The 26063-nt window shown below is 70.8% G+C and carries 19 protein-coding genes; 13 read left to right on the top strand and 6 right to left on the bottom strand.

The window, feature by feature from the left end:
• Positions 1-143 precede the first annotated feature (143 nt).
• The gene (locus tag CG747_RS06740) at positions 144-947 is read left to right on the top strand and encodes a polysaccharide deacetylase family protein (RefSeq protein ID WP_100600698.1); all 804 of its coding nucleotides are present in this window, start codon (positions 144-146) and stop codon (positions 945-947) included.
• 152 nt (positions 948-1099) lie between these two features.
• Here the strand turns inward: CG747_RS06740 and CG747_RS06745 are convergent, their stop codons facing one another.
• Positions 1100-2380 (bottom strand): esterase family protein, encoded by a 1281-nt coding sequence (locus CG747_RS06745; RefSeq protein WP_100600699.1) that lies wholly within the window; start codon positions 2378-2380, stop codon positions 1100-1102.
• Positions 2381-3142: 762 nt separating this feature from the next.
• Between CG747_RS06745 and CG747_RS06750 the strand changes: the two genes are divergently transcribed.
• Together CG747_RS06750 and metG are read left to right on the top strand one after the other, a co-directional pair.
• Positions 3143-4885, top strand: coding sequence for a VWA domain-containing protein (locus tag CG747_RS06750; RefSeq protein WP_100600700.1), 1743 nt, complete (start codon positions 3143-3145; stop codon positions 4883-4885).
• A 334-nt stretch (positions 4886-5219) separates the two neighbouring features.
• Positions 5220-6935 (top strand): methionine--tRNA ligase, encoded by a 1716-nt coding sequence (gene metG / locus CG747_RS06755; RefSeq protein WP_100600701.1) that lies wholly within the window; start codon positions 5220-5222, stop codon positions 6933-6935.
• Positions 6936-7092: 157 nt separating this feature from the next.
• On the opposite strand, the gene aspS is transcribed toward metG, so the two are convergent.
• On the bottom strand, positions 7093-8880 hold the full coding sequence (gene aspS, locus CG747_RS06760; protein ID WP_100600702.1) for an aspartate--tRNA ligase: 1788 nt from the start codon (positions 8878-8880) through the stop codon (positions 7093-7095).
• A gap of 274 nt (positions 8881-9154) precedes the next feature.
• Here aspS and CG747_RS06765 point away from each other — a divergent pair, with 274 nt between their 5' ends.
• A complete protein-coding gene (locus tag CG747_RS06765) occupies positions 9155-11356 on the top strand; it encodes a SpoIIE family protein phosphatase (protein WP_100600703.1) in 2202 nt (733 codons plus the stop codon).
• Here CG747_RS06765 and CG747_RS06770 read toward each other — a convergent pair.
• The 3 genes from CG747_RS06770 to CG747_RS06780 form a co-directional block, all read right to left on the bottom strand.
• The gene (locus CG747_RS06770; RefSeq protein WP_100600704.1) at positions 11272-12432 is read right to left on the bottom strand and encodes an AI-2E family transporter; all 1161 of its coding nucleotides are present in this window, start codon (positions 12430-12432) and stop codon (positions 11272-11274) included. The two genes, CG747_RS06765 and CG747_RS06770, sit on opposite strands and share 85 nt — an antisense overlap.
• Positions 12433-12592: 160 nt before the next feature.
• A complete protein-coding gene (locus CG747_RS06775) occupies positions 12593-13546 on the bottom strand; it encodes a pirin family protein (RefSeq protein ID WP_100600705.1) in 954 nt (317 codons plus the stop codon).
• A gap of 154 nt (positions 13547-13700) precedes the next feature.
• Positions 13701-14171, bottom strand: a complete 471-nt coding sequence (locus CG747_RS06780; RefSeq protein ID WP_016571781.1) for an SseB family protein — start codon at positions 14169-14171, stop codon at positions 13701-13703.
• Positions 14172-14361: 190 nt separating this feature from the next.
• Here CG747_RS06780 and CG747_RS06785 point away from each other — a divergent pair, with 190 nt between their 5' ends.
• The 7 genes from CG747_RS06785 (at position 14362) to CG747_RS06815 (ending at position 22485) form a co-directional block, all read left to right on the top strand.
• Positions 14362-16188, top strand: coding sequence for an acyl-CoA dehydrogenase (locus tag CG747_RS06785; protein WP_100600706.1), 1827 nt, complete (start codon positions 14362-14364; stop codon positions 16186-16188).
• Positions 16189-16491: 303 nt separating this feature from the next.
• Positions 16492-17787, top strand: a complete 1296-nt coding sequence (locus tag CG747_RS06790; protein WP_100600707.1) for a M18 family aminopeptidase — start codon at positions 16492-16494, stop codon at positions 17785-17787.
• A 1-nt stretch (position 17788) separates the two neighbouring features.
• A complete protein-coding gene (locus CG747_RS06795) occupies positions 17789-19780 on the top strand; it encodes a BTAD domain-containing putative transcriptional regulator (protein ID WP_100600708.1) in 1992 nt (663 codons plus the stop codon).
• A gap of 164 nt (positions 19781-19944) precedes the next feature.
• Positions 19945-20763, top strand: coding sequence for a DUF4232 domain-containing protein (locus tag CG747_RS06800; RefSeq protein WP_100600709.1), 819 nt, complete (start codon positions 19945-19947; stop codon positions 20761-20763).
• A 465-nt stretch (positions 20764-21228) separates the two neighbouring features.
• Positions 21229-21519 carry a hypothetical protein gene (locus CG747_RS06805; RefSeq protein ID WP_257980260.1) on the top strand — a complete coding sequence of 97 codons (291 nt, stop codon included), beginning with the start codon at positions 21229-21231 and terminating at the stop codon, positions 21517-21519.
• Complete coding sequence (locus tag CG747_RS06810; RefSeq protein WP_180985419.1) at positions 21489-21683, top strand: hypothetical protein; 195 nt, start codon at positions 21489-21491, stop codon at positions 21681-21683. Before CG747_RS06805 ends, CG747_RS06810 begins: the two co-directional genes overlap by 31 nt.
• 154 nt (positions 21684-21837) lie before the next feature.
• Positions 21838-22485 carry a DUF4232 domain-containing protein gene (locus CG747_RS06815; RefSeq protein WP_100600710.1) on the top strand — a complete coding sequence of 216 codons (648 nt, stop codon included), beginning with the start codon at positions 21838-21840 and terminating at the stop codon, positions 22483-22485.
• 45 nt (positions 22486-22530) lie between these two features.
• Here the strand turns inward: CG747_RS06815 and CG747_RS06820 are convergent, their stop codons facing one another.
• Positions 22531-24357, bottom strand: coding sequence for an NHL domain-containing thioredoxin family protein (locus CG747_RS06820; protein ID WP_100600711.1), 1827 nt, complete (start codon positions 24355-24357; stop codon positions 22531-22533).
• A gap of 64 nt (positions 24358-24421) precedes the next feature.
• On the opposite strand from CG747_RS06820, the gene CG747_RS06825 reads away from it, so the two are divergent.
• Together CG747_RS06825 and CG747_RS06830 are read left to right on the top strand one after the other, a co-directional pair.
• On the top strand, positions 24422-24952 hold the full coding sequence (locus CG747_RS06825) for an LURP-one-related/scramblase family protein (protein WP_100600712.1): 531 nt from the start codon (positions 24422-24424) through the stop codon (positions 24950-24952).
• 237 nt (positions 24953-25189) lie between these two features.
• The gene (locus CG747_RS06830; protein ID WP_100600713.1) at positions 25190-26014 is read left to right on the top strand and encodes a maleylpyruvate isomerase family mycothiol-dependent enzyme; all 825 of its coding nucleotides are present in this window, start codon (positions 25190-25192) and stop codon (positions 26012-26014) included.
• Positions 26015-26063: the final 49 nt, after the last annotated feature.

A 26063-nucleotide genomic window follows, 5' to 3' on the forward strand; every position in this document is an offset into this window, starting at 1 on the left:
TCTGTCCGCGTCTGCTTCGCCATGCCCGGAAACCAGGACACGGACGCTCCCGGGCACCACCCGCGAGCGAAGGGTTCCGAGGAGGACGGCCGAGCACTCCAGCAGCCAGCACGCCCAGCGAACGATTCCAGGAAAGACATCGCATGCCGAAGCAGATATCCGCGGCCCGCCGCTCGTCCATAGCCGGGCTGCTGACGGCCGCTTCCCTGGCCGTGGCCCTCAGCGGCTGCGCCTCGTACGACGTCACCTCACCGGCCGACGCGCGGGCCGACGCCCCGGCGGCCGACGTCAAGGCCAAGGACGCCAAGGCCGGGGACGCCGGCAGCGGCGATGCCGTCGACTGCCGCAAGGCCAAGTGCGTGGCGCTGACCTTCGACGCGGGTCCGAGCGAGAACACCAACCGGCTGCTGGACATCCTCAAGGAGAACAAGGCCCACGCCACGTTCTTCATGCTCGGCAAGAACCACGTCGCCGAGCGCCCCGCCGAGGTGAAGCGGATCGACGCCGAGGGCCATGAGCTGGCCAACCACACCTGGTCCCACCAGATCCTCACGGAGATCAAGCCGGAGGAGGCCAAGCGCGAGCTGTCCCAGGTCCAGGACCAGGTCCGCAAGATCACCGGCAAGACGCCCACACTGATGCGCCCGCCGCAGGGCCGGACCGACGAAAAGGTCTCCAAGGTCAGCAAGGAGCTCGGCCTGGCGCAGGTCCTGTGGAGCGTGACCGCCAAGGACTACCAGACCACCGACTCCGACCTGATCACCAAGCGGGTGCTCGACCAGACCAAGCGCGACGGCATCATCCTGCTGCACGACATCTACAAGGGCACCGTGCCAGCCGTCCCCGGCATCCTCAAGGAGCTCAAGAAGCGCGGCTACACGGTCGTCACGGTGTCCCAGCTGCTCTCCCCGGCGAAGCCGGAACCGGGGATGGTCTACCGGCCGTGAGCCGGGCCCGTCGGGGCGGGACCGGGACGGCCCGGGAGATGCGGCCGGGGACATGAACGGCGTCCTCACGCGGGGAGCGGCCGTACGACGAAGGGGGCGCCGGACCGTTCCGGCGCCCCCTTCCGCAGGCCATCGCCCTGGCGGTGGTCACCTCACCCCTGAGGGCGCTCCGCCTCCACCCGCTTGTGGGACCGCTCGTCGGCGGGCGCCTGGCCCGTGGCCGCGCCCTTCCCCTGTCCCGGCGCCGGCTTCTGCGGCGCGTTCGGCTCGGTGTCCTGCGGGAAGGTCAGCTGCTGGCTCTGCCACTCCAGGGCCGGCACGACCTCCCGCCGCCAGGTCCCGAACTGGTGGCTGCCGCGGGGCAGGATGATCGAGTCGACCCTCATCGGCGGCTTCGCCGCGTGGACGAACTTCATGGTGTCGCCGTAGTCGGACTCGCCCTGGCGGCTGCTGGCCACCAGCGCGGAAACCTGCGGCGCAGGCAGGTTCTGCAGCCGCCACAGCAGATCGTGCTCGCGCTGGCGCTGGGCACCCGTCGGACCGGGCCCGAAGAGGCTGCCGGTGGTGAGGTCGTCCTTGATCGCGTAGTCGCCGGAGAGCGAGACCGCCGAGGTGTACGCCTGCGGGTTGCGCATCGCCAGCTGGAGCGAGCAGGTACCACCGGACGAGTACCCGAACGCGCCCCAGGCGCTGGGGTCATGGCCCACCCGGTAGGCCGACTTCATGGCGTCCGGCAGGTCCTTGGTGAAGAACGTCTCGGCCTTCGGACCACCCGGCACGTCCACGCACTCGGTGTCGCGCGGGGGTGCGATCGTCGGCCGCACCATCACGATCACGGTCGGCTGCATCTTGCCCTGCGCGATCAACTGGCCCGCGGTCTGCGGGATCTGCAGGTGCTGCGCGAGGTTCATGATCCCGCCCGGGTAGCCGCTGATGACGACCATGACGGGGAACCGCTGCCGGTGGAACTGCTGCTGGAAGTACTGCGGTGGCAGGTAGACGAAGCCCGGGTTGATGGCCCGGGTGCGGCGGCCGATGATCCGTACGGACTCGACCTTGCCCACCTTGTCGGCGGGCCCCTTCGGCAGTCCGGTCACCCGGTCGAGCCCCTGGGGCCCGGCGGGCTGGATCAGTCCGCCCTTGATGTTGCCGACCGTGGCGTACTGCCCGTCCCCCTGGCTCACCGAGGCCGGGGCCTGCTCGTTGTTGCCCAGCAGCTCGTCCCAGTTGCCGTAGAACTCGAAGTTCGCGTTCACGGCGAGCGCGAGCGCGGACACGATCGACACCTGGGTGACCAGGATCGCCCCCAGCCTCCCCAGCACGTGGCGCCACCCGTTCCGCGACAGCCTGGGCCAAAGCCAGACCGTCGCGGCAACACAGGCCACCGCCAGAACGATCACCGTGATTTCGAGCGACTGACTGGTCAGCCCCATGCGCCCACATCTCCCGTCACCCTCGAAAGGGTTCTTGCCTTCTCACCGGCCGCCCCCCGAGGCACAACGGGCGGCTGAGGACAATGGTCACCGGAGAAGACGGGCGCATCCGCAAATCGGATACCTGCGCGACTTACTTCTTACCGAGCTCTTGCCTGTTCGTTTCCGCCATGTGATGTGCGCGAGCGGGGCCGGGAGATCCGTGGCAACCGACGGAACCACGGACATGTTTCACGTGAAACGAAGCACCGATGAACACCTGGCGACAAAACGCCCTCATCAGCGCGGAGAGCACCCCGGATCGGACCGCACCCCGCACCACCGCCCGAACTTACCGGCCGATCCGGCAAGTTGATCTCACCGACGGCCGGGACGGCACCTCCCCACCGACTCCCCGTCGACATCGCCGACAATTTCGCTATCCGTCACATTGCGAACCTCATACGCCACTTCCGCACCACGTATGACATCAAGCCCTGCCATACAAACGGTCAAGTCGTCCCTTTCTCAACGATCAATCGGGCTATTCCGCAAAGGCCGCCCACGGTATTCCCCCCGCCCGACATGCGCTTTCCGGACCGGCGGCGCGCCGGCCGAAACCACCTCCGCGCTCAACACCCCCGTATGGCCCGCCATGCGAGGCGCGGGTTCCCACGATCAAGCCGGTGCAGGCCGCTACTCTTACGTATCCGTCCTGGTCAGGGACATGTCCGCGCTTCACGGACATTCGCCGCACCCACCACACGCAAGAGAGGTCAGCCGATGGGCATTCGGAGTCTGCTGCGCAACGCTTTCGGTCGTTCCAAGGCGACCCGCGACGAATCCGGCGCGGCCCGGAACGACACCGACAAGCCGGAGTCGGCAACGATCCCGGAAGCCCGCGAGGAATCCACCCCCGCTCCGGCCACCCCGACCACCGCAACTCCCGAAGCCGAGGTCCCGGCCGCCCGTACGGCGCCCGGCGAGCCCTCCGAGCCGACGCCCGCGCCGACTCCGGTCACGGCCACAGTGCCCGCCCAGAGCGGCCCGGTCGAGCGCGTGCCGGAGGCCCCCGCGAAGGCGGAGCCGGCACGGGAAGAGGCTCCCGTACGGGACGAGCCGGCGGCCGAGGCAGCGGCGACGACCGACGCCAAGGACGAGCCGGCGGCCGCCCCCGAGGCGACGGTGCCGGCCCAGCCCAAGGACGCCGACACGGACGCGAACGCGGGCACGGCGACGGTCACGGACCAGGGCCTTGAGGAGCCCGCGGCCAAGGACGAGCGCGAGCCGGCGGCCGAGGACACGGCCGACACCCCCGCGGCCGCCACCCCGGCCGCCGCCGACAGCGCCGCCGACCTGGTCAGCCAGGCGTTCGACAAGCCGACGGACGCCGCCGCACCGGCCACGGCAGCGGACGCCGCCGAGCCGCAGCCCGACACGCAGCCGGAGCAGGCGGAGAAGAGCGAGAAGGCCGAGGCGGCCGAGGCGGCCGAGAAGCCGGAGGCGGCGGCGGAGGCAGTCGCAGCGGCGGACCAGCCGACCGACGAGGAGACGAAGCAGGACAAGGACAAGGACAAGGACAGGGACAAGGACAGGGACAAGGAAGGGGCGAAGGAAGAAGCGGCGGCAGCGGCTCCGGAGCTGACCGAGGAAGAAGCGGCGCCCGAGGTCGCGGAAGCCCCGGCGGAGGCACCGAAGGAAACCCTCGACGAGGCCCCGAAGGCGGAGGCGGACGCGGAGGAAACCCCGGACCCGGAGGACACCCCGGAAGCGGCCACGACCACCGCCGCCGAGCCGGCCCCCGCACCCGACGCGGGCAACCCCGTCGCGGCGGTCGCCCCCGCCCTCCTCCCGCTCTACGACGCCGCACGAGCCACGCTGGAGAAGCACCACCTCACCACCCAGCGCGCCACCGTCTACCTGGTCCTCGACCGCTCCGGCTCGATGCGCAACTACTACAAGGACGGCACCGTCCAGCACCTCGCCGAGCAGGCCCTCGGCCTCTCCGCGCACCTGGACGAGAAGGCCACCGTCCCGGTCGTCTTCTTCTCCACCGACGTGGACGGCACCGCCGACCTGGACCTCGCCACGTACGAGGGCCGCATCGCGGAACTGCACTCCGGCCTCGGCCACATGGGGCGGACCAACTACCACTGGGCCATCGAGGCCGTCGTCGAGCACTACAAGAAGTCGGGCTCCACCCACCCCGCCTTCGTCATCTTCCAGACCGACGGCGCGCCGACCTCCAAGCCCGCCGCCGAGCGGGCCCTGTGCGAGGCGGCCGGACTCCCCATCTTCTGGCAGTTCATCGGTTTCGGTGACCCGGACGCCAAGGGCTTCGACTTCCTCCGGAAGCTCGACGACCTGACCGTCCCGGAGAAGCGCGCCGTCGACAACGCCGGCTTCTTCCACGCCGGCCGCGACCCCCGCAGCCTCTCCCACGACGCGCTCTACCAGCAGCTGATGGTCGAGTTCCCCGAGTGGCTCGCCGAGGCCCGCGCCGCCAAGGTCGTCAAGGACAGCTGACCCGCCACACCTCGACCCGCAGGCCGCGGTCGGACCCGATCGGGTCCGACCGCGGCCTGTTGCGTGCCGCCCCACCTCGCCCTTCACGGGTCGACCGCACCCACATCGGGACGGTTTCACGTGAAACAGGGCGGAAGGGCGCAGGGTGGGTGGGCGATGATGGACGGGGAGGGGACAGGGCTCGTTTCACGTGAAACGAGCGGGCGAGCCGCCGCCCGGTGACCCCCTCCCAGCCCGAAAATACCCGGGCGGGGACCTCCACCCCGTCCAGTACGATATTGACGTTGCGTAAAGCAAATCATCACTCACCGTAGCGACTTGGGAGCAGCCGGCAATGGCTCGACACCTCATCACCAGCGCCCTTCCGTACATCAACGGGATCAAGCACCTGGGCAACATGGTGGGGTCCATGCTCCCGGCCGATGTGTACTCCCGGTACCTGCGGCAGCGCGGTCACGACGTCCTCTACATCTGCGCGACCGACGAGCACGGCACGCCCGCCGAGCTGGCGGCGAAGGACGCGGGGCAGTCCGTCGCCGAGTTCTGCACCGAGCAGCACCACAAGCAGAAGGCGATCTACGACGGCTTCGGGTTGGAGTTCGACCATTTCGGCCGGAGCTCCTCGCAGGAGAACGTCGAGCTGACCCAGCACTTCGCGCGCAAACTGCACGAGAACGGCTTCATCGAAGAGCGGGCCATCCGCCAGGTCTACTCGAACGCCGACGGCCGCTTCCTGCCGGACCGCTACATCGTCGGCACCTGCCCGCACTGCGGCTACGACAAGGCGCGCGGCGACCAGTGTGAGAACTGCACCCGGGTCCTGGACCCGACGGACCTGATCGACGCCCGCTCGGCGATCAGCGGCAGCGGTGACCTGGAGGTGCGCGAGACCAAGCACCTCTTCCTCCTCCAGTCGAAGCTCCAGCACGAGGTCGAGGGCTGGCTGGCCGGCAACGGCAGCAAGGACTGGCCGACCCTGGCGTCGTCCATCGCCCACAAGTGGCTGACCGAGGGCCTCCAGGACCGGGCGATCACCCGCGACCTGGACTGGGGCGTACCGGTGCCGGCCGACGTGTGGCCGGAGCTGGCCGCCGAGGGCAAGGTCTTCTACGTCTGGTTCGACGCCCCGATCGAGTACATCGGCTCGACGAAGGAGTGGGCGGACCAGGCGCCGGAGGAGCGCGACTGGAAGTCGTGGTGGTACGAGGCCGACGACGTCCGCTACACGGAGTTCATGGCCAAGGACAACGTGCCGTTCCACAGCGTGATGTTCCCGGCGACGCAGCTGGGCACCCGCGAGCCGTGGAAGCGGGTCGACTTCCTCAAGGCCTTCAACTGGCTCAACTACTACGGCGGGAAGTTCTCCACGTCGCAGAAGCGCGGCATCTTCACCGATGCGGCGCTGGAGCTGCTGCCCGCCGACTACTGGCGCTACTTCCTGATGGCGCACGCCCCGGAGTCGGACGACACGTCCTTCACCTGGGAGCTGTTCTCCTCCTCGGTCAACAAGGACCTGGCCGACACCCTCGGCAACTTCGTCAACCGCGTCCTGTCGTTCTCGCGGAAGCGGTTCGGCGACGACGTGCCGGCCGGTGCCGAGGCCGGCGCGGCCGAGCAGAAGCTGGGCGAGGAGATCGCCGGGCTGCTCGCGGAGTACGAGGGCCACATGGAGGCACTGCAGTTCCGCAAGGCGACGGCCTCGCTGCGCGCCCTGTGGAGCGCGGGCAACTCCTACCTGGAGGAGAAGGCCCCGTGGCTGGAGATCAAGACGGACAAGGACGCGGCGGCGCTGACGCTGCGCACCGCGATGAACCTCATCCACCTCTACGCGGTGGTCTCCGAGCCGTTCATCCCGGCGTCGGCGAAGGCCATGCGGGGCGCGTTCGCCCTGGAGAACGACACCGCCGCCTGGGTGTCGCAGGAGGAGGCGAAGGCGCTGGCGTTCGTGCCCGCCGGGACGCCGTTCACGGTGCCGCCGGTGCTCTTCGCGAAGATCACCGAGGATGACCTGGCGGCGTACCGGGAGCGGTTCGGCGGCGACGAGGGCTAAAGGCCCGACGCCCGGAGCCGACACGGCACGAGGACGCCCCTGGACCGGTCCGGTCCGGGGGCGTCCTCGTTGTGCGGTCCGAAGTGGCGCGGTACCGCCGCGACATGCGCGAGGGCCCGGGACCGCCGCTGCGGCAGTCCCGGGCCCTCGTCCGCTCTTACTTGGTCGGCTTGTACGGCGTCGGCTTCGCCGGGCCGGTCCGGATGCTCAGGTGCAGCTCCTTGAGGCGGGCCTCGTCGACCTCGGACGGGGCGCCCATCAGCAGGTCCTGGGCGTTGCCGTTGAGCGGGAAGGCGATCGTCTCGCGGATGTTCGGCTCGTCGGCCAGCAGCATCACGATCCGGTCGACACCCGGGGCGATGCCACCGTGCGGCGGGGCGCCGAACTTGAAGGCGCGGAGCATGCCGCCGAACTCGGCCTCCACGGTCTCCTTGTCGTAACCGGCGATCGCGAACGCCTTGTACATGACGTCCGGCTCGTGGTTGCGGATCGCGCCGGAGGACAGCTCGGTGCCGTTGCAGACGATGTCGTACTGCCAGGCGAGGATGTCCAGCGGGTCCTTGGTCTCCAGCGCCTCCAGGCCGCCCTGCGGCATGGAGAACGGGTTGTGGGAGAACTCGATCTTGCCGGTGTCCGCGTCGCGCTCGAACATCGGGAAGTCGACGATCCAGCAGAAGCGGAACTCGCCCTCGACGAAGTGGCCGGCGCGCTTGGCGGCCTCGACGCGGACGGCGCCCATGATCTTGGAGACCTCGTCGAACTCGCCGGCGCCGAAGAACACGGCGTGACCGGGCTTGAGGTCGAGGACCGTGACCAGCGCCTTGACGTCGTCGTCGGTGAGGAACTTGGCGATCGGGCCGGCGAGCGCGTTGTCCTCGCCGACGCGGACCCACGCCAGGCCCTTGGCACCCTGCGCGACGGCGAAGTCGCCCAGCTGGTCGAAGAACTTCCGCGGCTGGTCGGCGGTGTCCGGCACGGCCAGGGCGCGGACGTGCTTGCCGGCGAACGCCTTGAATCCGGAGTTCGCGAAGACGTCGGAGACGTCCACCAGCTCCAGCTCGGCGCGCAGGTCCGGCTTGTCGGAGCCGTACTTGAGCATCGCCTCGCGGAACGGGATGCGCGGGAAGGGCGAGGTGACCGTGCGGCCGTTGCCGAACTCGGTGAAGAGCTCGGTCATCAGCTGCTCGATCGGCTGGAAGACGTCCTCCTGCTCGACGAAGCTCATCTCGACGTCGAGCTGGTAGAACTCGCCCGGCGAGCGGTCCGCACGGGCGTCCTCGTCGCGGAAGCAGGGCGCGATCTGGAAGTAGCGGTCGAAGCCGGCGATCATCAGCAGCTGCTTGAACTGCTGCGGGGCCTGCGGCAGCGCGTAGAACCGGCCGGCGTGCAGACGGGACGGGACCAGGAAGTCGCGGGCGCCCTCGGGGGAGGTCGCGGACAGGATCGGGGTCGCCATCTCGTTGAAGCCGAGGGCCACCATCTTGTGCCGGATCGCGGAGATCACGGCCGTGCGCAGCATGATGTTGCGGTGCATGCGCTCGCGGCGCAGGTCGAGGAAGCGGTATTCGAGGCGCTTCTCCTCGTTGACCCCGTCCTCGGCGTTGATCGTGAACGGGATCTGCTCGGCGGCGCCGAGCACCTCGACCTCGGTGACCTCGATCTCGATCTCACCGGTCGGCAGGTCGGGGTTGACGTTGTCGGCGCCACGGGCACTGACCTTGCCGTCGATGCGGACGACGGTCTCCTTGGTCAGCGAGCCGAGGACCTCGTTGGCCGGGGTGCCGGGGCGGGCGACGAGCTGCACGAGACCGTGGTGGTCACGCAGATCGATGAAGAGGATGCCGCCCAGGTCGCGTCGATTGTGCAGCCAGCCGCTGAGACGGACGTCGGTGTCGACGTCCGCGGCTCGGAGCTCGCCGCAGTTATGGGACCGGTACCGATGCATCGCTCATCCAAGTCGTCGCGAGTCGAGGTGGGGAGCTGACAGGTGAGGAAAGGGGAGATACCAGGGCTCGCGCGCCCGATCGATCGCCTTGTGGATCACCCGAAAGACCACCCCAGGAGTGGCATAACCGCTCCAGGTTACCGCCCGGCCCCGACGAGCTGGTTGACATATACCCATCAGCGTCCCCCCGGCGGGAAACCCGGCCTCAGGGCTGCGACGATGGTCACGTCCGGCTCACTGGTCGGGCCACGTCAAATCCACCTAAAGTGATGCAATGCGCACCAAGGACCTCCTGGCCGCCCTCGCGACCGGCCTGTGGCGCTGGGACAACGCATCCGGCCGAGTGACCCTCGATGCCGAAGCGGCCCGGCTGCTGGGGCTTCCCGCCGAGCCGGCCGAACTCACCGAGGCCGCCGTGCGCTCCCGTTTTCATCCCGTCGACTTCGCCGAGATCAACGGTGTCGTCCAGCTCGCGGTCTCCGAGGGGACAGTCGCCGAGACGCGGCTGCGCATCGTGGACGAGCGCGGGCAAGTACTGCGCATCGTCCGCTCCCGCTCCCTGCCCCGAACCGTAGACGGCGACGGCGGCGGCGGCGACTTCGAACTGGTCGGCACCCTCCAGGAGGTGCCCGAGCCGCAGCCCGGCACCTCGGCGGCGCGGACCCCGGTCACCGGCGACTGGCGGCGCTCGCGCGAGGCGTTCCTGCTGGACGCGGGCCGGGCCCTGGCCGAGGCGCGGTCCACGGCCGAGGTGCTGCGGGTGACGGCCGGACTCTCCATGCCCGGGTTCATGCCGGACGGCCAGGCCGTCTTCGGCATCCAGGGCGACCGGCTCTCGGTGCTCGGCCACCACGGTCACCTCCCCGGCGACGAACCGCCCTTCTCCGAGATGGCGCTGGACACCGACTACCCGGCCGCCGAGGTCGTGCGGACCGGCCGGGCCGTCTACCTCCCCACCCCGGCGGACTACCAGCGCCGCTACCCCACCACCTGGTCCCTGACGGCCCCCTTGGACCACAGTTCCTGGGCGTACCTCCCCCTGGTCAACGCGGGCCGGACGGTCGGCGTCTGGAAGGCCGGGTTCGCCCAGGCGGTCGCCTTCACACCGGACGAGCGCTCGGTGCTGACCACCGTCGCCCGGATGCTGGCCCAGGCGCTGGCCAGGGCCGGAGTGCAGGAGTCGCAGCACGAGCTGGCCGTGGGGTTGCAGCGGAGCATGATGCCCACGGTGCAGCCGGACATCCCCGGAATGGCGGTCGCGGCCCGCTACGTGCCGACCGGCGGCGGTCTGGAGGTCGGCGGCGACTGGTACGACATGATCCCGCTGCCGTCCGGGCGGATCGCGCTGGTCATCGGGGACGTCCAGGGACACGACGTACGGGCCGCCGGCCTGATGGGGCAGCTGCGGATCGCACTGCGCGCCTATGCCTCCGAGGGGCACCACCCCGACGCGGTGCTCTCCCGGGCCTCCCGCTTCCTCGCCGGGATCAACGAGACCGAGTTCCGCGGCCACGGCGAGGACCAGCGCTTCGCGACCTGCCTGTACGTCGAGGTGGACCCGGCGACCGGGTTGCTGGACGTGGCCAGGGCCGGCCACCCCGACCCGGCGATCCGGATGGCCGACGGCACGGTGATGCTGCGGCCCACGTCGGGCGGGCTGCCGCTGGGCATCGACCCGGACAGCGACTACCCGACCACCCGGATCGTCCTGGAGCCCGGCGAGACCATGCTGGTCTGCACCGACGGGCTGATCGAGACCGGCGGACACGACCTGGAGACCGGCTGGGAGCGGCTGCGCGACGTCTTCGAAGCACACCGCGCCGGCACGGACGAAGGGGGCGCGGAGGGTCTGGAGCGGCTGGCCGACGGCCTGGTCCAGGCCGTGCACGGCCCGTCGTCGCACCACACCACCGGTCCGCTGGTGGACCGCCGGGAGGACGACATCGCCCTGCTGCTGCTCTCCCGCGAGAGTGCCGGCCGCGGCCTGGACGCCGGGGACCGGCTCGAACAACGGCCCGGGCGGCGCACGGTGTTCTCCGTCGCGCAGGCGGAGCCGGAGCGGATCGCCGCGGCGCGCCGCCAGATGCGCGATGTGCTCCACGACTGGAGCGACCCGGACCAGGTCGACTCCGCGGTGCTGATGGTCTCCGAGATCGTCACCAACGTGCTGACGCACACCGACGGGGACGCGCTGCTGGTGGCCGAGGTCTCCGGGGAGCGCGGCACCCGGCGCCTCCGGGTCGACGTCGCCGACGGCAGCGACGAGCTGCCGCACCGCCGCCGGCCCGGTGAGCTGGCCTCCTCGGGGCGTGGTCTGGTGCTGTTGGAGCTGCTGGCCGGGGCGTGGGGAGTGGCCCCGCGCGGGGACGGCAAGTCGACGTGGTTCGAGCTCTACGAGGACGCCGGGACGCCGGAGGAGCCGCCCGGTCCGGGGTCACCGGGCTCCGCGGAGTCCGTGCCCGAGCCCGCCGCGTAGTGCTTGCGCAGTTCGTGGAGAACGCCCGAGACGGCCGCGGTCAGCGGGACGGACAGCAGCATGCCGAGGATCCCGGCGACGCTCGCACCCGCGGTGATCGCCAGCATGACGACGGCCGGGTGCATCTGGACCGTACGGCTCTGGATCATCGGCTGGAGCACATGGCCCTCCAGCACCTGAACGGCGAGCACCACCCCGAGGGCCCAGAGCGCGATCACGAAGCCGCGGTCCGCGAACGCCACCAGGATCGCCACCGCGCCGGAGATGAACGCGCCGAGGTAGGGGATGTAGGCGCCGACGAAGACCAGTGCGCCCAGACCGAAAGCACCCGGGACGTCCAGGATCAGCAGGCCGATGGTGATGCAGGTGGCGTCGATCAGCGCGATGAACGTGGTGCCGCGCATGAAGCCCTCGATGGACTGGAAGCCGCGGCGGGCCATCCGTTCCAGCTGCGGCGCCGAGTTGCCCGGCGACCAGTCGTGCAGCGCGCGGACCGCCTTGTCGGAGTCGCGCAGGAAGAAGAAGGTCAGGAACAGGGCCAGCACCGCCGCGGCGATGAACTGCCCCACGATGCTCACGCCGGCGAGCAGCCCGGAGGCCGCGGTGCTGCCGAACTTGGTGACCAGCGTCTTGGCGTTGGTGGCGAGATCGCTGAGGGAGTTCCCGGCCACGCCGAAGTGCTTGGTGAGGTCCGTCGCCGCGTCCTTGAGCGAGGCGACGATCTGGTCCCCGGTGTCGACCAGCGCGCTGACCACGACGTATCCGGCTCCGCCGACCACGACCACCAACACGGCGGAGGTCAGCCCGGCCGCCAGCGAGCGGTTGAGCCGCATCGCCACCAGCCGCCGGTACATCGGCCCGAGCAGCGCACTGCCCAGCAGGGCCAGCAGCACGGGCGTGACCGCGGCGCTCAACTCGACGCAGAGCCATACGCCGACGGCCAGCACCGCCGCCACCAGCAGCACCGCGCCGCACCAGGCCGCGGCCCGGCGGGCCTCGATCGGGAGCAGCGGCGGGGAGTGTGACGGCCGGCCGGGCTCGGCGCCGTCCCGGTCTTGATCCGAGTCGTTTCGCACCCGGACAGTCCACCATGGCAGAGCGGCCGCCGGCGGCCATTGGACGGGCAGCGCATGGCTCAGGGCTCGGCCGACGCCATGGCGTTTCACGTGAAACATGGGTGCGGGGGCGGTGTTTCACGTGAAACACCGCCCCCGCGAACCCGCCTTCAGCGGCCGCTCAAAGCGCGTCGGCGGGAATCTTCCCCAGCCGGCCGGCCTGGAAGTCCTCGAAGGCCTGGGCCAGTTCGGCGTGGGTGTTCATGACGAACGGTCCGTAGTGCATCATCGGCTCGCGGATCGGCAGCCCGCCCAGCAGCACCACCTCGAAGTTGGGGCTGCGCGACTCCTGGCTCTCGTCGGCCCGGATCGTGAGCGCGTCCCCCTCACCGAAGACCACCGACTGGCCCATGTGGAACGGGCGGCCCTCCGCACCGGCGGTGCCGCTGCCGGCCAGGGCGTAGGCGAGACCGTTGAAGTCCGTACGCCAGGGCAGCGTCACCTGAGCGCCCGGGCTCACCGTCACATGCATCATCGTGATCGGGGTGTGGGTGACGCCCGGTCCCCGGTGGCCGTCGATGTCGCCGGCGATCAGCCGCAGCAGCGCACCGCCGTCGGCGGAGGTCAGCAGCTTGACCTGGCCGCCACCGATGTCCTGGTAGCGCGGCGCCATCATCTTGTCGCTCTTCGGGAGGTTCACCCACAGCTGGAGGCCGTGGAAGAGGCCGCCCGACATGACCAGCGACTCCGGCGGCGCCTCGATGTGCAGCAGACCGGAGCCCGCCGTCATCCACTGGGTGTCGCCGTCGTTGATGACCCCGCCGCCACCGTGGGAGTCACGGTGCACGAACGTGCCGTCGAGCAGATACGTCACGGTCTCGAAGCCGCGGTGCGGGTGCCAGGGGGTGCCCTTGGGCTCTCCGGGCGCATACTCCACCTCGCCCATCTGGTCCATCATGATGAACGGGTCGAGGTGCTTGTAGGCGATCCCGGCGAAGGCGCGGCGCACCGGGAAGCCCTCGCCCTCGAAACCGCTCGGGGCGGTGGCGACGGTCAGCACGGGCCGGGTGCGCGCCCCGGCGGGTGCGGCCACCTTCGGCAGGGTCAGCGGATTCTCTACGGTCACAGCAGGCATGACGGGCCTCCTAGGTCGTTCGCGCTTCAATCAAGTTAGTTGAAAGCTGAACAACTCGCAAGGCGTGCGGCATTCCCGTTTCTGTTCTGGTGGCGTTTCCGCAGGTCAGGCGGGGAGACAGCGGGGCGAGCACGGGCCGCCCCGGGGAGAGTCGTCAGCCGTACATGCGGCGCATGGCGAAGTCGACCATCTGCTCCACGGCCTTGGCGTCGAAGACCATCCGGTGGTCACCCTCCATGTCGAGGACGAACCCGTAGCCGGTCGGCAGCAGGTCGAGCACCTCGGCGCCGGTGATCACGAAGTACTTGGACTCCTTGCCGGCGTACCGGCGGAGCTCCTTGAGTGAGGTGAACATCGGGATGACCGGCTGCTGGGTGTTGTGCAGCGCCAGGAATCCGGGGTTGTCACCGCGCGGGCAGTAGACCTTGGAGGTCGAGAAGATGCCCTGGAAGTCCTCGGCCGACATCGAACCGGTGGTGAAGGCGCGCACCGCGTCGGCGAGGGAGGGCGGGGACGGCTCGGGATACAGCGGCTGCTCGCCGTAGCCCCCGGGGGCCGGTTGCTGCGGCGGGGGCGGCGCTCCGTACTGCTGGCCGGCACCCGCGTTCTGGTCGTAGCCGTACATGCGCCACAGCGTACTGATTCGGGGGTCGCGCGGGGGACGCTCGTCACAGATCGGCCGTTAGGGGTTGCTTCTTATTACTGATGGGTAGCATCATCGTAGCTACTTGCTGGTATTGCGTATCGAGGTCCCTTCCTCGCGTCGAGGTCTTCCTCGTACAGAGGCCCTCCCGAACCCTTACGGAGCCGTACCCATGGGGCACTACAAGTCGAATCTCCGCGACATCGAGTTCAACCTCTTCGAGGTGTTCGGCCGTGAGAGCGTGTACGGCACCGGACCGTTCGCGGAGATGGACGTCGACACCGCCAAGAGCGTGCTGTCCGAGATCGCCCGGCTGTCGGAGAACGAGCTGGCCGATTCGTACGCCGACGCCGACCGGAACCCCCCGGTCTTCGACCCGGACACCAACACCGCGCCGGTGCCGGACACCTTCAAGAAGAGCTACCAGGCCTACATGGACGCCGAGTGGTGGCGCCTGGGCATCCCGGAGGAGATCGGCGGCACCACCTCGCCGCGCTCGCTCCTCTGGGCGTTCGCCGAGACCATCCTGGGCGCGAACCCGGCCGTGTGGATGTACGCCTCCGGTCCGGCCTTCGCCGGTGTGCTCTTCGAGGAGGGCACCGAGCAGCAGAAGCACATCGCCAAGGTCGCGGTGGACAAGGGCTGGGGCTCCACCATGGTGCTGACCGAGCCCGACGCCGGCTCGGACGTCGGCGCCGGCCGCACCAAGGCGGTCAAGCAGGAGGACGGCTCCTGGCACATCGAGGGCGTGAAGCGCTTCATCACCTCCGGTGAGCACGACATGTCGGAGAACATCCTCCACTACGTCCTCGCCCGCCCCGAGGGCCACGGCCCCGGCACCAAGGGCCTGTCCCTCTTCCTCGTGCCGAAGTACGAGTTCGACTTCGAGACCGGTGAGCTGGGCGAGCGCAACGGCGTCTACGCCACCAACGTCGAGCACAAGATGGGCCTCAAGGCGTCCAACACCTGCGAGATGACCTTCGGCGACCGCCACCCCGCCAAGGGCTGGCTGATCGGCGAGAAGCACGACGGCATCCGCCAGATGTTCCGGATCATCGAGTTCGCGCGGATGATGGTCGGCACCAAGGCGATAGCCACCCTCTCCACCGGCTACCTCAACGCCCTGGAGTACGCCAAGGAGCGCGTGCAGGGCCCGGATCTGGCCGCGTTCACCGACAAGGCCGCGCCGCGCGTCAGCATCACCCACCACCCCGACGTGCGCCGCTCCCTGATGACGCAGAAGGCGTACGCCGAGGGCATGCGCGCCCTGGTGCTGTACACCGCCACCGTCCAGGACGAGATCCTGGTCAAGGAGGCCGCCGGCGAGGACGCCTCCGCCGTGCACGCGCTGAACGACCTGCTGCTGCCGATCGTCAAGGGCTACGGCTCGGAGCGGTCCTACGAGCAGCTGGCCCAGTCGCTGCAGACCTTCGGTGGCTCCGGCTACCTCCAGGAGTACCCGATCGAGCAGTACATCCGGGACTCCAAGATCGACACCCTCTACGAGGGCACCACCGCCATCCAGGGCCAGGACTTCTTCTTCCGGAAGATCGTCCGCAACCAGGGCGCGGCGCTGACCCAGCTGTCGGAGACCATCAAGAAGTTCCTGGCCGACGCCGAGGGCGGCGCCGAGCTGGAGCAGGCCCGCGGCGAGCTGGCCAAGGCCGCCGAGTCCCTGGAGGCGATCGTCGGCGCCATGCTGACCGACCTCGCCGCCACGGAGAAGGACGTCAAGTCCATCTACAAGGTCGGTCTGAACACCACCCGCCTCCTGCTGGCCTCCGGTGACGTCGTCGTCGGCTACCTGCTCCTCAAGGGCGCCGCGGTGGCGGCCGAGAAGCTGCCCGGCGCGTCGTCGAAGGACAAGCCGTTCTACGCCGGCAAGATCGCCGCCGCGAAGTTCTTCGCGCACAACGTCCTGCCGGGCGTCGTGCTCCAGCGCAACCTGGCCGAGTCGATCGACCAGTCCCTGATGGAGCTCGACGAGGCCGCGTTCTGAGCCCGCGCTGAAGTCCTGACGTCCGGGACCTGTTCCCGGACCGTCACCGGGTTCTCAGAAGCCTCTCAGAATCACTGTTCACACTGGTGGTGCCCGCCTCCCTTCCCCCCGGGAGGCGGGCATCGCCGTGTTGAGGCGGCTGGTGCGGACGATCCCACCGGTACCCGTGCGGCCAGGGTGGACCGGAAATCGCTCGTTTCGTCGGTGCGTCCGCTCTGGAATGGGGAAATCGTGGCCGGAAGGCAATGGAGTCGCACCCCAAGGGCACGCGGAAGTGCGGAGTTGGCTCCTTATGCTGAATCCATGACCAACTCCGCCCGCTTCGACCGCGGCCACACCGACGACCTGATGTCCTTCCTCGCCGCCAGCCCCTCGCCGTACCACGCGGTGGCGAACGCGGCGGAGCGGCTGGAGAAGGCCGGCTTCCGACAGGTGGCGGAGACCGACGAGTGGGACGGCCGGAGCGGCGGCAAGTACGTGCTGCGCGGCGGCGCGATCATCGCCTGGTACGTACCCGAGGACGCGAACCCGGCGACCCCGTACCGCATCGTCGGGGCGCACACCGACTCCCCCAACCTCCGCGTCAAACCGCTCCCGGACACCGGCGCCCGCGGCTGGCGGCAGATCGCCGTCGAGATCTACGGCGGCACGCTGCTCAACACCTGGCTCGACCGCGACCTGGGGCTCAGCGGCCGGGTGACGCTGAGCGACGGCAGCACCCGGCTGGTCACCGTGGACCGGCCGCTGCTGCGGGTGCCGCAGCTGGCCGTGCACCTGGACCGGTCGGTGAACGTCGAGGGCCTCAAACTCGACAAGCAGCGCCACATGACACCGATCTGGGGCCTGGGCGAGGTCGCCGAGGGCGATCTGATCGCGTTCGTGGCCCAGGAGATCGGGGTCCTGGCCGAGGACATCAAGGGCTGGGACCTGATGGTGCACAGCGTGGAGGCGCCCGCCTACCTCGGGCGCGACCGCGAACTGGTCGCCGGACCGCGGATGGACAACCTGCTGTCCGTCCACGCCGGTACGGCCGCGCTCACCGCGGCTGCCACCGCCGGTGGCCGGCTCACCACCATCCCGGTACTGGCCGCCTTCGACCACGAGGAGAACGGCAGCCAGTCGGACACCGGCGCCGACGGCCCGCTGCTCGGCACGGTCCTGGAACGTTCGGTCTTCGCCCGCGGCGGCACGTACGAGGACCGGGCGCGGGCCTTCGCCGGCACCATCTGCCTGTCGTCGGACACCGGGCACGCCGTGCACCCCAACTACAGCGACCGGCACGAGCCAGGGCACCACCCCATGCCCAACGGCGGGCCGATCCTCAAGGTGAACGTCAACCAGCGGTACGCGACCGACGGCAGCGGGCGGGCGGTGTTCGCCGCGGCCTGCGAACGGGCCGGGGTGCCCTGGCAGTCCTTCGTTTCGCACAACGCGATGCCGTGCGGCACTACGATCGGCCCGATCACCGCGGCCCGGCACGGCATCCAGACCGTCGATATCGGTGTCGCGATCCTGTCCATGCACTCGGCCCGCGAGCTGTGCGGTGCGCAGGACCCGTACCTGCTGGCGAACGCCCTGACGGCATTCCTGGAGAGCTGAGTTGGAATTCTCACTGCTCGGCCCGATCTCCGTGACGAGCGGCTCCGAGGAGCTGCCGCTCGGGCCCGCCAAACGGCGCAGTGTGCTGGCACTGATGCTTCTGCAGCCCAACACCACCGTCCCACTGGAGCAGTTGATCGACTCCCTGTGGGAGGACGAACCACCCGAGCACGCCCGGACGGTCGTCCAGGGGCACGTCTCGCGGCTGCGCGCCACGCTGGCCGCGGGCGGCGCCGAGGCGTACGGCATCGAGCTGGCCACCCATGGCTCGGCCTATCTGCTGCGGCTGCCGGAGGAGCTGATCGACGCCCACCGGTTCGGTGAACTGGTCACGCTGGCCCGCCCGGAGGCGGCGCCGGCCGACGCGGTCCCGTTGCTGCGCGAGGCGCTGGGGCTGTGGCGCGGGCCCGCACTGACCGGCACGGTCACCAGCCCGCCGTTCGCGGCCGCCGCGCACGCCCTGGAGGAGCGCAGGCTGTCCGCCGTCGAGGTGCTGGCCCGGGCGTACGGCGCACTCGGCGAGCACGAGCAGGCCGCGGCCGTCCTGTACTCCGCGGCCGTCAACCACCCGTTGCGGGAAGGGCTGATCGCCGCACTGATGCGGGCGCTGTTCCGGACGGGGCGGCAGTCCGATGCGCTGGAGTGGTACCACCGCACCCGACGGCTGCTCAGTGAGGAACTGGGGGTCGATCCGGGCGAGCGGCTGCGGTCGGCGTACGAGGAGATCCTGCGGGCGGAGGCCACGGACAGCGGCCGGAAGGCCGCAGGGCAGGCGCGCGGGGCCACGGGGACTCCGGCCGATGGGCGCGGGTTTCACGTGAAACATGGCGGCGGCACGCAGCCCTCCGGTGACGGGGGCGCGGACGGCGCCGGCGCGACGGGCACGAAGGCGGGTGCGCAGGGTGGCCAGGACGGGGCCGGCCGAGGCGGCGCCGGCGCGGCGCCCCGGCTGCTCCCCAGGCCGCCCGCCCGATTCCTGGGCCGCGAGGCGGAACTGCACGCCCTGACGGATGTGTTGACGGACCGTACGACGGCGGAGAGCCCGTTGGCGGTGGTCGCGGGTCCGGCCGGGGTCGGCAAGACCGCGTGCGCGGTGCAGTGGGCGCATCTGCACGCCGGTTCCTTCCCCGACGGCCAGCTCTTCGCCGATCTGCGCGGCTTCGGCGGGGGTGACGAGGCGGCACCGGCCGAGATCCTGCGTGACTTCCTCCAGGCGCTCGGCACCCCGCCGGAGCAGGTGCCCAGCTCGGCTCAGGCCGCCTCGGCGCTGTTCCGCTCGCTGGTCGCCGAACGACGGCTGCTGGTCGTCCTGGACAATGCGCGCAGTTCGGCGCAGGTGCGACCGCTGCTGCCCGGTGGTCCGCACTGCGTCACGGTCGTCACCAGCCGCAGCCGGCTCGACGGTCTGGTCGCCACGGACTGCGCCCGGCCGGTGGGCCTCCAGGCCCTGGGCCACGAGGAGGGCTCGGCGCTGCTCGGCGCCATGCTCGGGTCGGAGCGGGTCGCGGAGGACCCGGCCGCGGCCCGGGAACTGGTGGACCTGTGCGACGGGTTGCCGCTGGCGCTCCGGGCCGCGGCGGCGCAGCTGACCGCCCGGCCGCGCTGGCGGCTGGCCCGGCTGGCCTCGGCGCTGCGCGACGAGCGGCGGCGGCTGGCGCTGCTGTCGGCGGAGGACACCGGGATAGCGGCGGCGCTCCGGGTGTCCGTCGCCCGGCTGTCCGCGGACGACGCCCGGCTGCTCCGGGCGCTGGCGAACAGTCCCGACGGGCACCTCAACGCCTCGGCGGCGGCGGCGCTGGCCGGGTACGACCAGGAACGCACCCAGGACGGACTCGAACGGCTCGCGGAGATGCACCTGGTGGACGAGGAGGCCACCGACGTCTACACGATCAGTGCCCTGACGCAGCTGTTCGCCCGGGACGAGGGTGGGGAGGGCGGCCGCGGACCGGAGCCCGGCGGGTCGGGCGGACGCCCGGGTGGCGGGGCCGGCTGAGCTCCGCCCCCGGGGGGGCACCCGCGTTAGGCAGGCGTTAGTCGTACGGCAGCGACGGTCGGCAACCTTGTGGACAGACCGCAGGAGAGACCAGGCCGGGCCGAACAGGCCGGGCCGCACCGCGGAGCGCGCCGCCGCGCCCCGCCGACCGGGGGAGACCGGATATGCCACGCACCGACGCCACTGCCGCCCGTACCTCCCGCTCGGCCCGGCGCCGTACGCTGCGGATCGCCGCGGCCGGGCTGACCGCGGTCGCCGCGCTCACCCTCACCGCCTGCGGCGGCCAGGACAACCCGCTCAGGACGAGCGACGCCAAGCCGTTCAACCCGGCCCCCCAGGACGCCAATGACCCGGCGGCCAACAGCACGCAGGGCAACACCACCGCCCCGGGCAAGGGTGACGGCGGTACGGCGGGGGAAAGCAGCACGGGCGCCAAGGCCGGAAAGAGCGGAAAGAGCGGCACCACCGTCGAGGGCAGTCCCGCCCATGGCGGCAAGCAGGCTTCGACGGGCGGTTCGGGCCCGGCCACGGCCGGCGGGGGCCGGGGATCCGGTGCCCGGCACACCGCCTGTGACGCCGCGAAGATCCGCATCGTGGCGAAGCCGCTGACCCGTCCGATCAACCATCTGCTGCTGCAGGCCACCAACACCTCCGGTGCCACCTGCGACCTCTACGCCTTCCCCTACCTGGGGTTCGACGACGCCCAGGCGGCGGTGGCCGAGATGCCGGACAGCAAGCCGCAGGCCGTGGTCACCCTGGCGCCGGGGGAGTCGGGCTACGCCGGGGTGCTGCTGTCCGGCGCCGACGGTGCCGCGCACGGCCACAAGGCGACCTCGCTCTCCGTCCGCCTCGCCGGCCGCGACGGCCAGGGCAGCGTCGGCGGCGCGGCGAACGTCGCGCTGCCGGGCGGCTCGGCGTACATCGACGACGGCGTGCGGGTGTCGTACTGGCAGACCGACCCGAACGTCGCGGCCTCCTGGTAATCCGAGCCACCACCCGGACGGCGATCCGCCGTCCCCCGAGCAGGGCGCCCGCGATTCCCCCGGCGGGCGCCCTTTTCTTTCTGCCGTCATCCCCTCGCGCAGCGGACACCGCGGCCGCCGGGCCGCCCGCGACTGTCCCGTCATGTCCCAGCAGGCACCTGTCGGTGTCCCGAAAACACCGACCGCCCAACACGTACCCGCAGGTCACAGCCTTGCGAACCGGGAAGCGCATCCCATGGGCCAGAGATCGGCCGCCCGCGGGCCGGGTCCCGTCCGACCATGGTCTCCGTCGTCGCGAGGTGATCCGCGGACGGCGCCACGGACCGATGACGCGGAGGGGAACGGCATGGCGGAACACGGCACCACGCAACCGGCGGACGGCACAACCCCCGTGCCGGGCGCGGGATCCGCGTTCCACCGGACGCTGCTGCGCCGGGCGCTTCCCGCGGTCGCCGCGGCCACCGGGTGTGCGAGGGCAGCGCCTGTTCGACCTACACGTCCCACATCACCGGGCCGGTCAGCGGATTCCTCACCGTGGTCGCGGTGGCCGTCCCGCAGGACCGGCTGCCGGGCATACCGGTCCAGGGCGGGCCGCCGCCGCAGCCGGGCGCCTCGCGCCAGGAGATGCTGGCGCGCGCCGCCAGCTGGCTGACCGCCGACAACGGGGCGCCGGTCCCGTACAGCCAGGACAAGGTCTGGAAGGACGGCTACCGGCAGGACATGTCGTGGGCCGCGTCTGGCACGGCGATGTGCTGAACGCCGTCTGCAAGATCGCCGACGGGATCAGCGTCACCGACGAGGCGGGCGGGCACAGCAGCATCTGGTTCCGGGTCGACCGCGACGGCGGGACGGCCTGGATGCCGGGTATCCGCGTCCGGCCCGAACAGCTCGACGACGGGCTGCCCCGGTGCCCGGACTGATCAGGTCCGGGTTTAGCCGTCCGGGCCGCGGAAAGGCGAGCCGGGGGCCGTGCGGAACGTGCCCGCCCCGGCCCCGGTAGCGGCAGTCGCTATCGTGGCCGTGCCATGACATAGCCGCCTCGCTGTCCGCAGTAGCTCACTGGGGGAACCTTCCATGACCGCACGCCGCACCCGTCGCCGCTCCGCCGCGTACGCCGCGCTGGCCCTCGGCCTGGCCGGATCTCTCGCCCTGACCGGCTGCAACAGCAACTCCTCGAAGTCGAAGAGCTCGTCCTCGTCTTCCAAGAGCAAGAAGCGCAAGATCATCGGCGGTGGAGCCGCAGTGGCGGGAGCCGGCGCCGGCGCGGCGGCCAACCGCCGCCACGTGTCGAACTGCAGCCTCACCACGGCCCGGCTCCGGTTCAGCCAGGCGTCGGGGCCCAAGGGGTATGTGACCGTGCGGTACGAGAACTCCTCCAGCACGCTGAGCTGCACGCTGTACGACGCACCGCTGCTCTCCTTCAACCAGGCGAAGACCCCGCTGCCGATGGTGAAGCCAGGCTCGGGAAACCTCGTCACGCTGCGCCCGCACGGCACCGCCTACGCGGTCGTCCCGACCACCACCCCCGCCGCCCTGGGCGCCAAGCAGAAGAACGTCGCCGTCCAGTTCATGGGCCGGTCCGAAGGCTCCCGGACCACCGGGCAGCCCGTGACATACGACTTCGCGGCGAAGTACGCCACGATCTCCGTCGGCCAGAGCAAGGTCACCAACTGGTTCAGCACCCTCTCCGCGGCCAAGCTGGAAGCCGGCGTCGGCAACTGACCCGACCGCCGGCCTCCCACAGCCCGCACGCGGCCCCGGCCGGGGCTACTCCGCGTCGAGCCCCGCCAGCACCAGCCCCAGCCGGGCCGCACCGCCCTCGGTGACCCGGACCGGAACGCCCCAGTCCTGCTGGTGCACATGGCAGGCCGGGTACTCGATGTCCGGGTCGTCGTCGCAGGACGCGGCCATCGCCGAGACATGCAGCACGCCCTCGGCCACCCCGTCCGCGAGGAGCAGGTCCCGCGCCAGGTCGGTGCCCGCGCCCGCCCCGTCGGCGAGCAGCTCCGGCGGCGTGGCACTGACCAGCAGCCGCGTCGAGGGGCCGTAGCGGGTGTCGAGTTTCTGCCCGGCCGGGGCCTGGAAGACCACGTCCAGCCGGAGTGTGCCGCCGGCGATGTCGGTCGCGGCCCGCTGGGTGCGGTGGGCCACCGACTCGACGCGCACCGCCTCCTCGGGGAGCCGGAGCCGGGTCAGCCGGTGCCGCGCGGACTCCACCACCACGATGTCGTCGTCGGCGAGGACCGCCGCGGAGGGTTCCCGCAGATCGGTCGCGAGCGTGGTCACCTCACCGCTGGCCGGGTCGTAGCGGCGCAGTGCGTGGTTGTAGGTGTCCGCGACGGCGACCGAGCCGTCGGGGAGCGCGGTCACGCCCAGCGGGTGCTGGAGCAGGGCCTGCTCGGCGGCGCCGTCGCGGTGCCCGAAGTCGAAGAGCCCGGTGCCGACGGCCGTGCGGACCACGTAGCCGTCCCCCGGGGCGTCCGCGTCGCCATCGGCCTCCCGCTCGATCCAGCGCACCGCACTGGTCTCGGAGTCGGCGATCCACAGCCGGTCGCCGGCCGCCGCGAGCCCGGAGGGCTGGGCGAACCACGCCTCCGCCGCGGGCCCGTCCACCAGGCCCTCGTTGGTGGTGCCGGCCGCCACCGCCACCGTGCCGTCGGCCGGGTCATAGGTCCAGATCTGGTGGACCCCGGCCATCGCGATCCACAGCCGGTCCTGCCACCAGGCGAGATCCCACGGCGAGGAGAGGTCCACCTCGCGCGCCGGACCCGCGGTCGGCGAGCCCTGCCACCACTGCTTGCCGGTGCCGGCCACGGTCTCCAGGGCGCCGGTCGCGGGGTCGAAGAGCCGGATGGCGTGGTTGACGGTGTCCGCGACGGCGACCGTGCCGTCGGGCAGCAGCGCCAGGCCCTGCGGCTCGTTGAAGGTGTCCGGGCCCAGCCCGCGCTCGCCGGTCCCGATCCGGCGCAGCACCTGCTCGCCGTCGGCAGCCAGCTCGACCAGCTGGTGCCGGGTGGTGTCGGAGACGAGGAAGGTGTCGCCGGGCAGCCGCACCGCCTTGCCGGGGAAGCGGAGGTCGGTGGCGACCGGCTCCGGCGGAACATAGGGGCCGTCGCCGCGCCGCAGCGTGCCCTTCGCGGTGTGTTCGGCGATCAGTTCCTCGACGAGCTTCCCGATGGCGTGCGCATGGCCCTCACCCGCGTGCTGGGCCACGACGTAGCCCTCGGGGTCGATCACCACCAGCGTCGGCCAGGCCCGCACCGCGTACTGCTTCCAGGTCGCCAGCTCGGGGTCGTCGAGGACGGGGTGCTCGACGCCGTACCGCTCGACGGCGTCGACGACGGCCTGGTGCTCGGCCTCGTGCACGAACTTCGGCGAGTGCACGCCGATGATCACGACCGAGTCGCGGTGGCGCTCCTCCAGCTCCCGCAGCTCGTCCAGGACGTGCAGGCAGTTCACACAGCAGAACGTCCAGAAGTCGAGGATGACAATGCGCCCTCGCAGGTCGGAGAGGGTGAGGTCGTTTCCGCCGGTGTTGAGCCAGCCGCCCTTGCCGACCAGCTCGGGGGCCCGGACGCGCGCACGTGAAGCCATGTGGACATTCAACGTCACTCCGGTGCGCACGCATTCCGCAGGGGGCATGGGGAACACGTCACCCATGCTGCAATCCCATGAGGGACACCCCCCTCGCTCCCGCAAGTACTTCGTGCACGACCGGATCTTCGGCATCGGCGAGGACTACTGGGTCGACGACGATCACGGACGGCACGCCTTTCTGGTGGACGGGAAGGCGCTGCGTCTGCGGGAGACCTTCGAGCTCAAGGACACCGAGCGGCGGGTGCTGATCACCATCCGCAAGAAGATGTTCAGCCTGCGCGATGCGATGACCATCGAGCGGGACGACCAACCGCTGGCCACGATCAAGCGCAAGCGGCTGTCGCTGCTGCGCCACCACTACCGCGTCGAGCTGGTCGACGGCACCGAGCTGGACGTCAGCGGCAAGATCTTCGACCGGGAGTTCGCGGTCGAGTACGACGGTGAGCTGCTCGCCGAGATCTCACGGCGGTGGCTGACCGTCCGCGACACCTACGCGGTCAACGTCGTACGGGAGGACGCGGACCCGGCGCTGCTGATCGCCGTCGCGGTGTCCGTGATCCGGATGGCGGAGCGGGAGCGGGAGGACGACTGAGGAACGCCGGACGTACCGGCCAAACCCCTCGCAGTGGGCGGGAATTGGCCGGTTTCGCCGACTCCGCACCAATCGGGAGCGGCGAATCGCGCACAGTACCACCGGCAACGCTTTCGAACGGCCCCGCCGTCAAACATCCGCCTACGATGGTCACCCGAAAGCACTGCCGGGGTGCCCGTGCGCAGCGTAACTTAACTGCCAGACAGCAGCCCGCGTACGAACCGTTCGAGGGGTCCCGTGACCGTCCATCCCAGCCTTCAGTCCTCCATCGATGCCTGGACGCACTCCATAGAAGCGATAACCGAGCTGGTGACGCCGCTCGTCGAGGGCGAGTGGAACAGGGCGACGGACCTCCCAGGTTGGTCCGTGCGTGACATCGTCTCCCACGTCATCGGCCTGGAGTGCGAGATGTTGGGCGACCCCCGGCCGATCCACACGCTGCCCCGCGACCTCTACCACGTGCGCAGCGAGTCGGCCCGCCGGATGGAGGTCCAGGTGGACGTCCGCCGGCACCACACCGCGCCGGAGATGCTCAGCGAGCTCGAATACACCATCATCCGGCGCTCCCGGCAGCTGCGGAACGAGACCCGCCAGCCGGACGCCGTGGTACGCAGCCCGCTCGGCGAGGAACGCACCCTGGAGTTCGTCCTGGAGCAGCGGGCGTTCGACGTCTGGGCGCATGAGCAGGACCTGCGCCGGACGCTCGGCAAGCCCGGCAACCTCGACTCGCCCGGTGCGCTGGTGGCCCGGGATCTGCTGGTGCGGGTACTGCCCGGCATCGTCACCAACCGGGCCAAGGCACCGGCTCGTTCGGCGGTGGTCTTCGACATCAGCGGCCCGGTGGAGTTCATGCGGACCGTCCGGGTCGACGACGAGGGCAAGGCCACCATCGACGGCAGCGTCTCGCTCGGTCCGACGGTGACGCTGGCAATGGAGTGGGACGCCTTCCACCAGCTGGCCTGCGGCCGGGTCCGACCGGCGGCGCTCGCCGAGCAGATCAAGATCGACGGTGACCAGGAGCTGGCCCAGGCCATCCTCGACAACTTCGCCGTAACGCCGTAACGCCCTCCGCAACGGCATTCCGAGGGGAACCGGCGGCCCTGACGGGGCA

It is taken from the genome of Streptomyces sp. CB02959 (assembly GCF_002803155.1).
Lineage (GTDB): Bacteria > Actinomycetota > Actinomycetes > Streptomycetales > Streptomycetaceae > Streptomyces.

Coding starts and splice junctions, on each gene's coding strand:
- CG747_RS06800 (WP_100600709.1), top strand. CDS start 19,945: ATGCCACGCACCGACGCCACTGCCGCCCGTACCTCCCGCTCGGCCCGG.
- CG747_RS06740 (WP_100600698.1), top strand. CDS start 144: ATGCCGAAGCAGATATCCGCGGCCCGCCGCTCGTCCATAGCCGGGCTG.
- aspS (WP_100600702.1), bottom strand. CDS start 8,880: ATGCATCGGTACCGGTCCCATAACTGCGGCGAGCTCCGAGCCGCGGAC.
- CG747_RS06780 (WP_016571781.1), bottom strand. CDS start 14,171: ATGTACGGCTACGACCAGAACGCGGGTGCCGGCCAGCAGTACGGAGCG.
- CG747_RS06825 (WP_100600712.1), top strand. CDS start 24,422: ATGCTGCAATCCCATGAGGGACACCCCCCTCGCTCCCGCAAGTACTTC.
- CG747_RS06775 (WP_100600705.1), bottom strand. CDS start 13,546: ATGCCTGCTGTGACCGTAGAGAATCCGCTGACCCTGCCGAAGGTGGCC.
- CG747_RS06745 (WP_100600699.1), bottom strand. CDS start 2,380: ATGGGGCTGACCAGTCAGTCGCTCGAAATCACGGTGATCGTTCTGGCG.
- CG747_RS06820 (WP_100600711.1), bottom strand. CDS start 24,357: ATGGCTTCACGTGCGCGCGTCCGGGCCCCCGAGCTGGTCGGCAAGGGC.
- CG747_RS06765 (WP_100600703.1), top strand. CDS start 9,155: ATGCGCACCAAGGACCTCCTGGCCGCCCTCGCGACCGGCCTGTGGCGC.
- CG747_RS06790 (WP_100600707.1), top strand. CDS start 16,492: ATGACCAACTCCGCCCGCTTCGACCGCGGCCACACCGACGACCTGATG.
- CG747_RS06785 (WP_100600706.1), top strand. CDS start 14,362: ATGGGGCACTACAAGTCGAATCTCCGCGACATCGAGTTCAACCTCTTC.
- CG747_RS06815 (WP_100600710.1), top strand. CDS start 21,838: ATGACCGCACGCCGCACCCGTCGCCGCTCCGCCGCGTACGCCGCGCTG.
- CG747_RS06750 (WP_100600700.1), top strand. CDS start 3,143: ATGGGCATTCGGAGTCTGCTGCGCAACGCTTTCGGTCGTTCCAAGGCG.
- metG (WP_100600701.1), top strand. CDS start 5,220: ATGGCTCGACACCTCATCACCAGCGCCCTTCCGTACATCAACGGGATC.